This window comes from Halorarius halobius (genome assembly GCF_024298865.1).
GTDB lineage: Archaea > Halobacteriota > Halobacteria > Halobacteriales > Haloarculaceae > Halorarius > Halorarius halobius.
In genome coordinates this window covers 1,051,156-1,066,767 of record NZ_CP101161.1, presented here as the reverse complement: position 1 = coordinate 1,066,767, position 15,612 = coordinate 1,051,156, and the positions used below count along the sequence as shown (strand labels likewise).

General features: G+C 68.2%; 10 protein-coding genes. 5 read left to right on the top strand and 5 right to left on the bottom strand.

Annotated features, from left to right (window positions below):
• Position 1: 1 nt before the first annotated feature.
• Entirely contained in the window at positions 2-1,111 is a 1,110-nt protein-coding gene (gene pdhA / locus NL112_RS05665) for a pyruvate dehydrogenase (acetyl-transferring) E1 component subunit alpha (RefSeq protein ID WP_255151657.1), read from the bottom strand.
• A 189-nt stretch (positions 1,112-1,300) separates the two neighbouring features.
• Entirely contained in the window at positions 1,301-2,242 is a 942-nt protein-coding gene (gene lipA, locus NL112_RS05660) for a lipoyl synthase (protein ID WP_350356154.1), read from the bottom strand.
• Positions 2,243-2,333: 91 nt separating this feature from the next.
• Between lipA and NL112_RS05655 the strand changes: the two genes are divergently transcribed.
• Complete coding sequence (locus tag NL112_RS05655) at positions 2,334-2,945, top strand: histidine phosphatase family protein (protein ID WP_255151655.1); 612 nt, start codon at positions 2,334-2,336, stop codon at positions 2,943-2,945.
• Position 2,946: 1 nt separating this feature from the next.
• Here NL112_RS05655 and larE read toward each other — a convergent pair whose 3' ends face one another.
• Complete coding sequence (larE, locus tag NL112_RS05650) at positions 2,947-3,807, bottom strand: ATP-dependent sacrificial sulfur transferase LarE (protein ID WP_255151654.1); 861 nt, start codon at positions 3,805-3,807, stop codon at positions 2,947-2,949.
• Between the two features lie 103 nt (positions 3,808-3,910).
• Between larE and NL112_RS05645 the strand changes: the two genes are divergently transcribed.
• From NL112_RS05645 to NL112_RS05635, 3 genes are all read left to right on the top strand, one after another.
• A complete protein-coding gene (locus NL112_RS05645; protein ID WP_255151653.1) occupies positions 3,911-5,890 on the top strand; it encodes a MutS-related protein in 1,980 nt (659 codons plus the stop codon).
• A gap of 72 nt (positions 5,891-5,962) precedes the next feature.
• On the top strand, positions 5,963-6,376 hold the full coding sequence (locus NL112_RS05640) for a DUF8059 family membrane protein (RefSeq protein WP_255151652.1): 414 nt from the start codon (positions 5,963-5,965) through the stop codon (positions 6,374-6,376).
• 73 nt (positions 6,377-6,449) lie between these two features.
• Complete coding sequence (locus NL112_RS05635; protein ID WP_255151651.1) at positions 6,450-7,604, top strand: ORC1-type DNA replication protein; 1,155 nt, start codon at positions 6,450-6,452, stop codon at positions 7,602-7,604.
• Between the two features lie 157 nt (positions 7,605-7,761).
• On the opposite strand, the gene polC is transcribed toward NL112_RS05635, so the two are convergent.
• Entirely contained in the window at positions 7,762-12,807 is a 5,046-nt protein-coding gene (gene polC / locus NL112_RS05630) for a DNA polymerase II large subunit (RefSeq protein ID WP_255151650.1), read from the bottom strand.
• Positions 12,808-13,230: a PPC domain-containing DNA-binding protein gene (locus tag NL112_RS05625; RefSeq protein ID WP_255151649.1), complete on the bottom strand. Its 423-nt coding sequence runs from the start codon at positions 13,228-13,230 to the stop codon at positions 12,808-12,810.
• Positions 13,231-13,446: 216 nt separating this feature from the next.
• On the opposite strand from NL112_RS05625, the gene NL112_RS05620 reads away from it, so the two are divergent.
• Complete coding sequence (locus tag NL112_RS05620; protein WP_255151648.1) at positions 13,447-15,318, top strand: ABC transporter substrate-binding protein; 1,872 nt, start codon at positions 13,447-13,449, stop codon at positions 15,316-15,318.
• The last annotated feature ends 294 nt before the right edge of the window (positions 15,319-15,612 follow it).

Genomic DNA, 15,612 nt, shown 5'->3' with positions numbered 1-15,612 from the left:
GTCAGTCCTCCAGTAGCGCTTCGTCGCCGTGCTGCTCGCGGAGGCGTTCGAGGTAGTCGAGTTGCTGTTCCAGCCGCTCCGGCATCTCGTCGTACACGTGGGCGAACATCTCCTCGGGGGCGGGTCGTTCGATGGACTCGGCGGCCGTGATGGCCTCCGCGACCTCCGCTTCCACGTCCTCGGTGATAGCATCGACCCGCTCGTCGTCGAGGACGCCGTGGTTCCGCAGGAAGTTCTCCAGCCGCGGGATGGGGTCCTTCGCCTTCCAGCGTTCGACCTCCTCCTCGTCGCGGTAGACGGAGGGGTCGTCCGCCGTCGTGTGGGCGCCGAAGCGGTACTGAACCGCCTCGACGAGCGTCGGTCGGAGTTCGTCCTCGCCCGGGTCCGTCGCCTTCTCGACGGCCTCGCTGGTGACCTGATACACCGCGAGCGGGTCCATCCCGTCGACCTGCACGCCCTCGAACCCGTAGGCGGCGGCCTTCTGGGCGAGCGTCTCCGCGGCGGTTTGGCGCTCCCGTGGAACCGAGATGGCCCACTGGTTGTTGTTACAGAAGAACACGTTGGGGGTGTCGAACACGCCCGCGAAGTTCAGTCCCTCGTGGAAGTCGCCCTCGGAGGTGGCGCCGTCGCCGAAGTAACAGAGGACGGCCTCGTCGTCGTTCCCCTGGAGTTTCGCGGCCCACCCCAGCCCCGACGCGTGGGGAATCTGGGAGGCGATGGGGACGGCGACGGGCATGATTCGGAGCCCTTCCAGCCGGTTGCCCCGCTCGTCGCCCATCCAGTAGCGGAGCGTCTCGTCGAGTTCCAGCCCGCGGACGTACGCCGCGCCGTGCTCGCGGTATGAGGGGACTATCCAGTCGTCGGAGCCGAGCGCCATCGCGGAGGCGACCTGTGCGCCCTCCTGGCCCGACAGCGGCGGATAGGTCCCCATCCGGCCCTGTCGCTGGAGGCTCACCGCCCGCTGGTCGAAGTGGCGGGCGAGTTTCATCGTGCGGTACATCTCGACCAGCCGGTCGTCGTCGAGGTCCGGGACCGTCGCCCCGTCGAGGACGTTGCCGTCCTCGTCGAGTATCTGGACCCGGTCGTCCGGGTCGCGCTCCAGTACGCTCACGGACGGACCACCCGTGCTGACATACGGGAACGCTCACTCGCCCGCGGCATATGGTTTTCGTAAATACCTTCCGCTGGGTGCCGTTATTGCCGGCGAGCACCCCACGAACGTCGAGCGCGGCCGTTTTTCGCCGGGGGGATGTGACCGTCCGTCCGGTTTTCGGTGGAAAACGTGGCGTGGTACCGAGGCTCAATCGCCGCGTGCTCGGGCCTGCTCGCGCGCCTCCTCGACGCTGAGGCCGTCGCGGGCGACCGCCTCGACGAAGAACTCGCCGGCCTTGAACGACGAACGGACCATCGGCCCCGACGCACAGTAGAGGAAGTCGAGTTCCTCCTCCGCGACGGCGCGCCAGGTGTCGAACACGTCGGGGTGGACGTAGTCGAACACCTCCAGATGGGAGCGGGACGGCTGGAGGTACTGGCCGAACGTGACGATGTCGACGCCGGCCTGCTTCAGGTCCGAGAGCGTCTGGTACACCTCGTGGGCGTACTCGCCGACCCCGAGCATGATGGAGGTCTTCGCGTAGCAGTCCGACTCCGCGACCTGCCGCAGGACCGACAGCGACTGCTCGTAGCCGGCCCGGCGGTCCCGGACGGGCCACTGGAGGCGTTCGACCGTCTCGACGTTGTGCGCGAGCACGTCCGGCCCGGCGTCGATGACCTTCCGGACGGCCGCTTCGTCCCCCTGGAAGTCGGGGATGAGCGCCTCCACGAGAATCGAGGGGTCCCGGCGCTTTATCTCGCGGACGGTCTCCGCGAAGTGGGAGGCGCCGCCGTCTGGCAGGTCGTCGCGGTCCACGCTCGTCAACACGACGTAGTCGAGGCCGATTTCGGCGACCGCCGAGGCGACGTTCGCCGGTTCGTCGCCGTCGAGCGGGTCCATCCCGCCGGTCTTCACGTCACAGAAGTTACAGCCGCGCGAACAGCGGTCGCCCATCAGCATGAACGTCGCCGTGCCGGGGCCGTTGCGCCCGCTCCAGCAGTCACCCAGATTCGGACACGAGGCCTCCTCACAGACCGTGTGGAGGTCGTGGTCGCGGAGGGTCGACTTGATGTCGGCGAACCGCTCGCCGGACGGGGGCCGACTTTTCAGCCACTCGGGCTTGCGACGGCGCTCGCGGGAGCCGCTCATTGCCGTGATATTTGCCTCCGCGGGCAAAAGCGTGCTGACACCGGCCCCGCGACGCGAACGCTCATGGGGAACGGGACCCTGGCTCCAGCCGATGACCACCATCGTCGTCGCGCGCCACGGGGAGACGCCGTGGAATCGGGAGGGGCGGATGCAGGGGTGGGCGCCCGTGCCGCTGAACGACACCGGCCGCGAGCAGGCCGACGCGCTCGGGGCGTGGCTCGCGGACCGCTACGCGTTCGACGCGGTCCACGCCTCCGACCTCCTCCGGACGAAGGAGACGACCGAGCGCGTGGCCGACCACCTCGCACACGAGCCGAGCGACGCCAGCTACGAGCGGGCGTGGCGCGAGCGCGACATCGGCGTGTATCAGGGGCTGACGTATCAGGACGTGTTCGAGCGCTACCCGGAGTTCGGGCTCGGGGAGGCCGCCGCCGCCGCGGCCGACCGGGTGCCCGACTCGGGCGAGAGCCTCGTCGACGTGCACGACCGGGTCACCGACCGGTTCGACCAACTGCTCGCCGAGGGGGGCACGCGGCTCGTCGTCACCCACGGCGGCCCCGTCTACATGCTACTGTCGCACGTCACCGGGGGCGACATCGAGACGGCGGTGCTGGACAACCACATCGACAACTGCGGCGTCACCGTGTTCGAGGGCGACGAACCGCGCGTCGTCGACCGGAACGTCCGCGAGTGGGCCGACTGAGTCAGTCCGGCGTCGGGTAGTCGGCGTCGAGCACGTCGCCGCCGTCCGCGTCGGGCGAGACGCTCCCCGTGCGGTATCCCTCCAGGTCGAGCGTCACGTGGTCGAACCCGCAGTCGAGCAGGTGGTCGCGCGCGGCACGCACGAAGTCGGCGTCGAGCGCGCGGTCGAGTTCGTCCTCGCCGACCTCGATGCGGGCGAGGCCGTCGTGGTCGCGCACCCGGAACTGCTCGAACCCCCACGTCCGCAACAGTTGTTCGGCCTGCTCCACGCGCGTCAATCGGTCCTCGGTCACGTCCAGCCCCGTCGGGATACGCGACGACAGGCAAGCCATCGAGGGCTTGTCCGCGACCGACAGCTCGTAGTGGTCCGCGATGGCCCGGACCTCCTCCTTGGTGATGCCGTGTTCCAGAAGCGGCGAGTAGGCGTCGAGTTCCTCGACGGCGCGGAGCCCGGGGCGGTGGCCTTCGCCGGGGTCGTCGGCGTTCGTCCCGTCGCACACCACGTCGATGCCTAGCTCGCGGGCCACGTCGAACATCTCGCCCAGCCGCATCGACCGGCAGTGGTAACAGCGGTCGTCGTCGTTCTCGACGAAGGCGGGGTCGTCGAGTTCCGAGAACGAGGTTATCTCGTGGCGGACGCCTATCTCCTCGGCGACGCGGGTGGCGTCGTCCAACTCGGCCGCGGGGAGCGTCTCCGATTTCGCGGTGCAGGCGACGGCGTCGTCGCCCAGCGCGTCGTGGGCGACCGCGGCCACCACCGAGGAGTCGACGCCGCCGGAGAAGGCGACGACGACGCCGTCGAAGCCGGCGAGGTCCTCGCGGGCGGCGTCCAGTTTGGCGACGGTCGCGTCCGGCAGGCTCATGCTCGGGGCTCGGCCGGCGACGGGCAAAAGGCCACGGGTCGGGGCACCCACTCGACGCCCGTCTCGGGAAGGCTTTAGGCCGCCGGGTCGGTAGACGCCGCCGATGGAACTGGAGGCGGTCCCCGGCGTCGGCGCGAAGACGGCCGACCGACTCCGCCAGCTCGACGACCCCGAGGCGGCGCTCGAACGCGGCGACGTCGCCGCCATCGCGCGAGCGCCCGGCATCTCGGAGGGGCGAGCCGCCCGCATCGCGCGGGGGGCTATCCGCGCCCGCCACGGCGACGACGGCGACTTTCTCGCCACCGACCGAGCGCGGGAGCTGTACCGGGACGCGCTCGAACTCGTTCAGGGGCGGGCCGTCACCGCCTACGCCGCACGGCGGCTAGAGACGCTGTACCCTTCCGGGAGCCGGTCGCGCATCGAGGAGGTACGCGAGTTCGCGGCCGGCGCGATGGAACGCGACCCCGACCCCGACGTGCTGGACGCACTCGACGGCGTCGAGCCGCTCGACGCCCCTGGTGACGTGCGGGTCCGCGACCGCTGTCTGGCGACGACCGACGCCGAGACGTACGCGGAAGCGACCGACGCGATGCCGGAGTTGTCGGTCGAACTGGTCGACGACGCACGGGACCTCGCGGAGCTCGCGCGGGGGTACGCCACCGTCGTCGCGCTCGACGAGGCGTTCGCCGGCGTCGACGTCGAAGGCGACGTGCGCGTCGACCCCGGGGCGCTCGACGACCCCGTCTCGGTCGTCCCCGAGCGGGTGCTTGCCTTCTTCGCGCGCAACCGCGACAGCCTGCGGGCGGCCGCGCGCGTCCACCGGGCCGCCGACCTGGACGCGCCGCTGGACGCCGAAGAACTCGACCAGGCGCTCGAGCGGCTCGACGCGGACGGCACCGTGGCGGGCGACGAGGAACTCGACCGGCTCTCGACGGCGGTGGACGACCTCGACGCCGCCGTCTCGGTCGCCGAGAGCGTCGCCAACGACCGCCTGCGCGAGGCCATCGAACAGCGCGACGTGACCATCGAGGGCGCCGATTTGCTGTCGCTGGTCGAGCAAGGCGCGGGCGTCGACTCGCTACTCGACCGCGAACTGGCCGACGAGTACGCCGAGGCGGTCGACGCCGCCCGGGACCACCTCGTCGACGCGCTGGACCTCTCGGACCACGCGGACCTCGCACGCGAGGCGTTCGACGACCGGCCGACGTTCCCGGTGGAGTCGAACGACCGCGCCGTCTCGCGGCTCCGCGAGGAGCTAACCGCCGAGCGCGACCGCCGGGCGGCACGGCTCAAACGCGACCTCGCGGAGACGCTCGCCGAGATGCGCGACCCTGCCGCCGACCTCGTGGATGCGGCCCTCGAGTTGGACGTGGAACTGGCCGTCGCGCGGTTCGCCCGCGAGTTCGACTGCACGATGCCTGAGTTCGGAGGGCGGGGGTTCGCCATCGAGGCCGGGCGCTCGCCGCTGCTCGACGTCCCGTTCGAGGACGTGGAGCCGGTCGACTACGGCGTCGAGGGGGTCGCAGTGCTGTCGGGCGTCAACTCCGGCGGCAAGACGTCGACGCTGGACCTGGTCGGGCTGGTCGCGGTGCTGGCGCACATGGGGCTTCCCGTGCCGGCGGAGTCGGCCCGCGTCGAGCGGTTCGAGGCGCTCCACTACCAGGCGAAGACGCAGGGCACGCTCGATGCGGGCGCGTTCGAGGCCACGCTCCGCGAGTTCGGCGACGTGGCGACGGGCGACCGGACGCGGCTTGTCCTCGTGGACGAACTGGAGTCTATCACCGAACCGGGCGCCTCGGCGCTCATCATCGCGGGCATCCTCGAGGCGCTCGCGGCGTCGGAGTCGACGGCGGTGTTCGTCTCGCATCTCGCCGGCGAGATACGCGCCGCCGCCGACATCGACGTCACCGTCGACGGTATCGAAGCCGTCGGCCTCGTGGACGGCGACCTGGAGGTGAACCGCTCCCCGCGGAAGGACCACCTCGCGCGCTCGACCCCCGAGTTGATAGTCGAGAAACTGGCCGGCCAGGCGGACGGCGAGTTCTATCCTCGCCTGCTGGAGAAGTTCGACGACGTGGAGTGAGAGGTACGGCGGATATTCATTCGCAACGACACGTTTATGTCCGGGGCGGGAAACCACCTGACCGAGGGGACTATGTCACGAATCCTCAAGACGTCGGGCTTTCTCGGCCTGGCGACGATGATGGTGGTGGGGTTGTATCAGAACATGCTGCTCGCGGGTGGGACCGCGGTACCTAGCTGGATGGTCGGGGGACACGCGCATCTCGGGGTGCTGTCAATTCTTGCTATCGTGATGGGGTTCGCCGTCGATGCGCTGGGCGTCGTCGGGCGCGTTCGGCAGGCCGTGACTGGGCTGTACGTCGTCGGCCAGTGGGCGCTCCCCGTCACCGTCTGGGTCGCCGCCGGCGTTCCCGTGCCGGCCCTGCACCCGACCGCGTTCCTGTGGGGGCTGTGTCTCATCGTTGCCATGCTGTTGATGGCGTGGCAGGCCTGGACCGCGGAGGCGGCCGACACGCCGCCCCAAGGGGCGATGCCCGCCGACGACTGACGCGGCCGTCGCTGACCACTTCCGCCGGGGCGCGACAACGGTTAAGTGGCGTGGGAAGCGAGGTGAAAGTGAAATGAGCGACGGCGCGCCACCCCGCCGTGTCCTCGCGGACGGAGGGGATATGCTCGGGTGGGACGAGTCGGTGTTCCGCGACGAGCACGTGTTCGACTTCGAGTACGTGCCGGAGACGTTCCGCCACCGCGACGAGCAGATGGAGACGCTGAAGTACGCGCTCCGTCCTGCGGTCCGGGGGTCGCGCCCGCTGAACGTGATGGCGCGTGGTCCGCCCGGGACGGGGAAGACCACCGCCGTCCAGATGCTGTTCGACGAACTGGCGTCCGTCTCGGAAGTCCAGACCGTCCGCGTCAACTGCCAGGTCGACTCGACGCGCTACTCGGTGTTCTCGCGGCTGTTCGAGGGTATCTTCGAGTACGAGCCACCCACGTCGGGCATCTCGTTCAAGAAACTGTTCGGCCAGATAACCGACCGCCTCGTCGAGGAGGACGAGGTGCTCGTGGTCGCGCTCGACGACGTGAACTACCTGTTCTACGAGAACGAGGCGTCCGACACGCTCTACTCCCTCCTTCGGGCGCACGAAGCCCACTCGGGCGCGAAAATCGGCGTCATCGTCGTCTCCTCCGACCTCGAACTCGACGTCATCAACGAACTCGATGGGCGCGTCCAATCGGTGTTCCGGCCCGAGGAGGTGTACTTCTCGAAGTACGGCGAGCGCGAGATAGTCGACATCCTGCAGGAGCGGGTCGACCGCGGCTTCCGCGAGGGCGCGGTCGGACCGCAGGTGCTCGACCGCGTGGCGGAACTCACCGCCGACTCGGGCGGCGACCTCCGAGTCGGCATCGACCTGCTCCGGCGGGCCGGGCTGAACGCCGAGATGCGCGCCTCGATGGAGGTGGCCGTCGAGGACGTCGACGACGCCTACGAGAAGGCGAAACACGTCCATCTCTCGCGGCACCTGCGTGGCCTCTCGGAGTCCGAACGCGCGTTCCTGCGGGTGCTCGCGGACCACGACGGGAAGCGGGCCGGCGACGTGTTCGACGCGTTCAACGACGAGACCGACCTGGGGTACACCCGCTACTCCGAGATAATCAACAAGCTCGACCAGCTCGGACTGGTCGACGCCGAGTACGCCGACGTGGACGGACGAGGGCGCTCACGGGAGCTACGGCTGGCGTACGACGCCGAGGCGGTGCTCGACAGGCTGGATTGAGGCGAACAGGCGGGCCGTGGGGAGCGAGGCCGGGGACGGCCTCGTTGCTCCGGGACGGCGGCCCACACACCCGCCTCGACCGCCCCGGGCGACGGTCACATCACGGGCGGGGTGGCCGCGCTCCCGTACTTGAACCTTCGTGCGGGCCGGCGACCGGCTACATGAAGTCGCTGATGCTTCCCTGCTTATTCTTGTCGTTCTCGAAGATGGATTCGAGCGACCGGTCGAGGATTTCCAGGCGCTGTTTCGTGTACTCCCGACAGCCGTACTCCTCGGCGACGCGGATGGCGACGTCCATGTACTTGTTCACCGACCCCCGGTGGACGGTGAGGTTGACGCGGCCGCCACACTCCCGGCAGTCGCCCGACAGCGGCATCCGCCGGTACTTCTCGCCGCAGTCGAGACACCGGGTCTCCTGCCGGGAGAAGGCGCGCAGATTCCCGATGAGGTCCGGCAGGAAGTGGTACTCGATGACTCGTTCGGCGACGTCCGTCTCGTCGACGGCCCGCAACTTCCGGGACAGTTCCAGTTGCGCGTCCATCTTGTCCATCATCGACCCGAGCGTCTTGTACGCCGACAGGTCCGGACCGAGCGCGATGTCGGTGGTGTCGTGGGTGTGCCGGAACCCAGTGTACTCCCTGTCGGTGCCGAGGTTCTCCTCGGCAATCTGGACCTCCACCTCGCCGGGGTCGACCATCTCCCGGGTCGCCTCGTAGAACTCCCGGGGATACTGCTCGACGATGTCCATGTTGTGCGCCTCGTCGTCGATCTCCGAAGGGTCGATGCGCGAGGACATGACGAGCGGGGCGTCCATCTGGCCGCCCCGCTGGTCGGGGAGATACGATTTCGAGAAGTTGAGAAGTCCGTCCATCAGGAGCATCACACAGTCTTCGTCGCCGTCGCACTGGCCGATGAAGCAGTCGTTGGCGACGAGCGTGTTCGTGTCAGCGACGGTCAGCGAGTACGTGTGGTCGATGTCGGACTCGACGTGGTCGACCGATACCACCTCGTCGAGCCACACGTCGCCACCGTCCGAGAACAGACGCTGCGACCGGAGTTCCGTGTCCGCGAGCGTCGTGTCGAGCGCGGCCTGTTTCCGCTGGAGCGTGAACCCGACGCGCTCGGCGAACCGTGTGGCGTTCTCGGAGGTAATCTTCAACACCCAGGTCTCGAACTCACCGGGATCGTCGTAGAACTCCGCGAGAACTCCCGTTTCGGGCGTTCGGGTCTCGCAGTACGTCTTGGTGGCGACGCCGAACCGCTTCAGTGCCGCGACGAGGTCGCGCTTCAGTTCGTCGCTAACCGTGTGGGCGCGGACCTCGATGCGGTCGCTGGACGCACTCCCGTCGCCAGCGAAGTAGGCCGCCAGGAACCTCCTGAGATGTGGCTTCGGACTGCCCATGACCGCATCGGGAATTCGTTTCGACTCCGCGCTACTACCGCAGTCGAGAAGGTCGCGGAACAGAACGGCGACGAGTCGACTCGAAACGGTGACCTTCCACTCGTTCTCCTCGTACGCATCGACCCCGAAGACGTCCGCGAAGGTCCGGACGATACTGCGACGGGGTTCCGCGTCCGGGATACAGATGGTCGTCTGATAGAAGTTCCCGTCGTCGAGTCGCGTGAATCCCTCGGCAGCGTAGTATCCCAGGAGTTCAGCGACGCGTTCGTCGACGGTCAGCATCCGGTCGAGCGTGACGGTGTCGCGTCGCATCGAGAGTCGGACACCCGCTGGAATCCGGTCGAGGAGTTCCGACTCGTCGTAGAGGTCGAGCAGTGGCCCGACGGGGACGCTGTCCCGACTGACCCAGTTGTAGACCGTCGAGTCGCTGACGCCGAGGCGTTCGGCGACCGGCTTCAGGTAACTGTCGGCCGGCGTCGCGGCGTCGAGGAGGCGCTTGATTCGGTCCGGTCCCATCCCGACGACGGCGAGGTCGTCGTTCGGAACGGCGTCGGCGTCGATGAACTCCGCGAGCAGGTCGAGCGTCGTCTCCCTGCCGTCGAAGTCGATGGTCTTCGGTGTCGGAACCGAGTCGCCCTCCGCGAGTTCGAGAGCCTCGATCCGTTCGGGACCGTCGTTCCACCGGCGCATCGAGTGGTCAGGCGTCACCGTCAGTTCCCGCCCGCTTCGTGTCTCGACGCGGACGAGGTGGTCGGGAGACGGGTGCTTGCTGACAGCTTCGACCCGTTTCAATGTCTCCTGCCCGTTGTCAGTCATGGAGGGGACGAACACGTCACCATCCAAGTCCTGAACGAGAGCACCGAAGTCGTCCCGCCGCGCCGTCTCGGGGTCGAGACGGTCCTCGACGAGCGTCTCGATACGTTCGTGAGACCACTCGTCGTTCTCGTCGCTGTACCACACTTTCGTCTCGGGATGGAAACAATTCCTGCGCTTAGCCGCGTGAAAATACGGATGTGCATACCCTACGGCCGCCGACGTGAATCCGATAACTCGCCCGACAACTGCCGCCGACGTGTGCGGCGCCATCCCGAAGACGAGTTCGCCGACGAGGTCCTCCCGCTCCTCGACCTCGTAGTAAGCGTCGAGCCCGTAGTACTGTTCGAGCAGGTCGTCGACGTAATCGGCAGTGCGGAGCATGTGCTCGGCGGCGCCGTCCGACAGTACCACGTCCTGTACCTTCAACTCGACAAGCTGGTCGTCGTGTCGGAGCGGTTCCCCGTCGACGTCCTCGGTGTAGCCGAGTTCCCGCAGTTGCCCCACCTCGACATCGAGTTCGGAGGCGCGGACCGACGTGACGGGGAGGTCCGTCATGTCGTAGCGGACGGTGCCGTCCTTGAACGAGGAGACGCCGTTCTTCGACCGAAGAATCCCCTTCTCCATCGGCTCCGGGACCTTATGCGTCGAGGAGAGCCCCTTGACGCCTTTCAGGATGTCGAACGTACCGGGCCGCTCCCCCACCGAATCGAGCGCGTCGCGGTACTCGGTGCCGACGTCGACGACGCGCGTCTCGGTGGTGCGAGCGAGCGTCTCACACCGCGGACACTCCGCGCGGCCGGACTCGTCGGGTTCAACCTCGATGTCGCAGTCGGGGCACTCGTAGTGGGGTTCGGTGTGGCCGTCGCAGTCGGGACACCGCGCCCGGAACGTGTGGGTGCCACAGTCCGCACACTCTCGGCGGCCCACTTCCACCTCGACCTCGCCGGGGGCGCCGGTCGCGTCCCGCTGTTTCGCCGCGGCCGCCACGTCGCGCTGACTGCCGCCCGCCTCGCCGATGGGGAACAGCGTGTGGACCGCCGGCGAGAGGTCGCGGCTCTCGGACTTCTCCGGGCGGCCCATCCGGTTGCCGACCCGGGTCGGGGCCCGCTCCTGCAACTCGAAGGGGGCGACCTCGTTGACCGCACGGTGGCTGTTCGCGCCGTCGTCCCACTCGCGGGCTTCCCGGGACAGGGTCTCCCAGGTGCGGTCGAGGTCCGCGGTGAAGCCGAGCGACCGGACCAGCGGGAGGGCGTCGGGGACGGTGACCGTCTCCTCGCTCTGGGTGTGCTCGACGATGAGCGTCTCCATAGCGTCGGTGACCGCCTCCGTTCGCGGGAGAACGAGGGTGCGGTCGCCGCCCGCGGAGGGTGGCGCTTCGAGGCTCGCACCGTCGGCCTCGGCGAACTCCCCGGCCGATTCGACGGCGTCCGCAAGCGCCTCGAACCGCTCGACAGGCAGGTCGTGCCAGAGGTAGGTGTAGGCGGGGTGGAGCGGCGCGTCGTACTCGTCGGCCCACGCGAGCGCCCGGTCGGCGTCGGGGTCAGCGAGGTCGACGCCGGGGTCGTCCTGAAGCGCCTGCACGTCCGCGCCCGCGTGCGAGAGGTCCTGTTCCCACCACTCGACGGTGTAGGAGGCGGGGGCGAGCGGGTGGTTGTTCTCGACGAACTCGCCGTAGTTGACGAGATACTCGCCCAGGTCGAGCACCTTCTCGACGCCGTTGCGGACGTCGAGCGCCTCCGCGGGGTCGTCGATGCGGCGCACGTCGCCGTTGGCGAGTTTCACCGTCGGGCCCTCGATGGAGTCGACGGGGACGACCCCCGCGGCCTTCCCGGGGCGTTCGGTCTTTATCTGCGTGCCGGTCGCGAGGAAGTCGTCGACGAGATGCATCGTCGCCGGGTGGACCCCGGCGGTGGCGAACCCGTGGTTGCGCGCGCGGCCGTACCGCAGACGGAACCCGCCCGACTCGGAAGGGTGACCGAACACCGGCCGCCCCGCGATGAGGTCCCGGAGGTACTTCGTGGAGGCGTCCGGACGCGGCGGGCCGGCCTCGGCGGCCGCGTCGCCGTCGTCCTCCCCGTCGGCGTCGGCCGCGTCGCTCTCGCCGTCGTCGGCCGCGTCGCCGTCGTCCGTGCCGGTGCTGTCCTCGTAGTAGGTGCCGTCGATGAGGTCCTGGAGCCACGGCCACTCCACCTCGTCGAGTTGGCGGGTGTATCGCTGAATCTTCGGGGCCTTCAGCGCGATTCCCTCCGCGAGAACGAGACACATCCCGCCGCGGGCGGAGTTGGTGTCGACCCGTTCGAGGTCGCGGAACCCCGACACCTCCTCGTCGCCCGTCGCCTCGCCGTCCAGCATGATGGGCATGTGCTCGGCGATGAACTTCGTCTCCTTGTCTTTCGGCGTGTACTGGAGACCCGTCTCCTTGTCGTACAGCGCAATCTCCTCGGCGTACCGCTCCACCTCCTCGCTTCGGGGGCGGAACTCCTCGATGTCAAGAAGCGAGCGGGCGTAGTCCGCGACCAGCACGGAGAGCGCCTGCGCGGTGCCGCCCGCCGAGCGGATGGGACCGGCGTAGTAGACGTTGACGAACTCGGTTCCGTCGTCGTTCTCCAGCAGTTCGGCCCGGTCGATACCCTCGATGGGCGCGGCAACGACCCCCTCGGTCAGGAGCGCGACCGCGGTCCGAACTGCCCCCTCGACTTTGCCGGCACGCGTGTCGTAATCGCCGACCGTCCCCTCGACGAAGTCCGTGACGAGTTCGAGTGCGGCCTCCTCGCGGGACATCTCGCCTTCGAGTTCGCGGACGCGCTCGGCGACTCCCTCGATGCCGAGGATGTTCTCGACGCGGTCGGCCATGTCCTTCGCCACCGGTATCTCGACTTCGGGCTTCGGGTCGCCGCCCCGCCGTTTCGCCTCCTCGGCGACGTCGAACGCCGAATCGAGGTCGGCTTCCAGTCGCTCGAAGTAGCGTTCGTCTTCCGGACGCATCTACAGCGGCCAGAGGTCGAGGTCGGTCGTCTCGTCGTGTTCACGTTCGAGGTGAGCGTCGAACTCGCGCACGTACAACTCGCCAGCGAACGTGGTCGCCGCATCGAGATGTCCTCCGAGGACGGTGCCGTCTTCCCGCGAGAGCGTGACGTGGGTGTGGGCGAACCGCTCACCGTCCAGATGGGAGACGTTACCGACACAGGACGTGACCTCCAGCGGCTCGTCGAACGTCTCCGGGTAGTACTCCTGTTCCGTCTGGTCGTAGAAGTAGACGGTGGCGTCCTGCACCGCGCCGAGACCGAGGTAGAACGCCGCGTCGATGCCCTCGCCGGCGGCGAACGCCTCTATCTGCTCGCGCCAGTCCCGGCCGTGCTCGAGTCGGGCGACGAACTCCCGGCCCCCCTCGAGTTCGCGGTAATCCATACCCGAGGCACGCGAGCGGAGCGTAAAAAGCTACGGCGAATCCGTCCGACGGCCGGCGCCAGCCCCGCACGACCGAAGGGTGAAATCGGTGTTTCAGTATATGTCGGTGTCTCGTAACTAAAATCAGTATTTGTGTTAAATCGTGCCGCAGTATGGTGAAATTTCGATTTTATTTTTCATCAGGTTATTGAGTGTATTCCGTCTAACGGGGTACGTATGGCATCCGACAGCCCTGATTCGGTTTCCCGGCGCCGGTTCCTGCAGGCGACGGGCGCGGCGGGTGCGGCCGCCACGCTCGCCGGCTGTTCGCCCCAGCAGGGGACGCCCGGCGGCAACGGGACCCAGTCCGACACCGACACGCCGAAATCGAGCCCCCCACAGACCGACACGCCCGAACCGGTCGAAGGCGGTACCCTCCGCCGCACGTTGACCGGCACCATCACGACGTTCGACCCCATCGCCGCGACGGACACCGCCTCCGGCATCGTCATCCAGCAGGTGTTCGACGCGCTGATGAACTACCCCGACGGCGAGCAGGCGGCCACCACCCAGCTCGCCACGGACTATTCCGTCAGCGAGGACTTCACCACCTACACGTTCACCCTGAAGGAAGGCGTCACGTTCCACGACGGGACGGAACTGACGGCCGAGGACTTCGTCTACTCGTGGGAGCGGCTCGTCCGCTCGCCCCACAGCGCCCGTGCGTACTTCGCGCTGTCGTCGATGGGCATCAGCTACGAGAAGACTGAGGACGGCACCTACAAGCCGGGGTCGCTGGCCGTCTCCGCCGAGGGCGAGTACACCCTGAAGATCGAGCTCGACGGGCCGTTCGCGTTCACCCTGCCGATGCTCGCGTACACGGCGTTCGCCCCCCTCCCGAAGGACTACCTCGGTGACATCTCCAGCGAGACGAACGACGAGGGCGAGCCCTCCGAGCAGTACCGGGAGTTCGCCCAGAGCGACCCGGTCGGTACGGGCCCGTTCCAGAACGTCACCTGGAAGCAGGGCGAGTCCGCCGAGGTGGAGGCGTACGGCGACTACCACGGCACCGGGCCGTATCTCGACGGCGTGCATCTGCGCGTGCTCGAGGACCCGAACGCGCAGTTCCAGTACGTCCAGAACAACCGGGCCGACCTGTTCACCGTCCCCACCTCGAAGTTCGACCCCGCGAAGGTGTCCGTCGAGTACACGGACGACCTCGAGCGACAGCACGGGACGTACGGCCCGATGCAGAACGGCCAGACCGTCAACTACGCGAAGGTGCCCGAACTGTCGCTGTACTACTTCGCGTTCAACGCGGCCAACATCCCCCGGCCGGTCCGGCGGGCGGCCGCGTACGTCATCAACCAGCACCAGCTCTCCCAGCAGGTGTTCAAAGGTCGCTACCAGCCCGGTTACCACATCACGCCGCCGGCCATCTACCCCGGCGGGGTCCCGGCGTACGAGGAGCACGCGAAAAACGAGTACCCGTACGGCTACGACTCGGTCGAAATCGACGAGGCGAAGAGCCTGATGGAGGAGGCCGGCTACGGCCCGGACAACAAGTTCGAGATGACCCTGACCCACTACACGAGCGACGTGTGGAGTCAGGCCTCACAGATCGTCCGCGACCGGCTGAGCGCGGCCCACATCAACCTGAGCATCGAGCAGGCGGAGTTCTCGACGATGCTCCAGCGCGGGAAGAACGGCGAACTGGAGATGTACACGCTCGGCTGGGTCGCCGACTACCCCGGCGCGGGCAACTTCCTCCAGCTCGTCTACCCGCCGCGGACCGACACCTCCGACCCCGGCCCGTCGACGTACACCGACTGGGACGACGTCGACAGCCAGGCGAAGCGCAACGCCACCCAGGCGTTCGAGAAAATCCTCGAGAACCGCGCGCCCACCGACGAGGACCAGCAGGCGCGCAACGAGGCGTACGTCACCATGGAGGAGGCCAACTGGGAGGACGTCATCCTGGTGCCGACGTTCCACGCCAACAGCCAGCCGATGTGGTACAACGGTACCCACGTCCCGGTTCACGGCTCGATGGGTCCCTCCCGGCAGTCGTACAACACGGCCTGGAAGGAGGAGTCCGCACAGGAGTAATCCCAGTAGCCGTTCCCCCCGCACCACCGGGACCGGCGCCGTGACGCTGCCCCCGGCGACCGCGCCGGAGGGATACGCTGTCTGTCGTGCGGCCGCTGTCATTCCACCCCGGTCGGCTCCCCGCCGACCACTGTCATTCCAGCCGGCCGGTCCGACGACCGGCCACCTCGCTTCGACGCCGCCGAGCGGCGGCTCCGCCGACCCCCTTCGCTTCGAGTGGAGAATCCGCCGACTGGAAGGGTGTCGAGACGGCAGAGTGACTGGACGACGGGACGGACTGACGACCGGACGGGA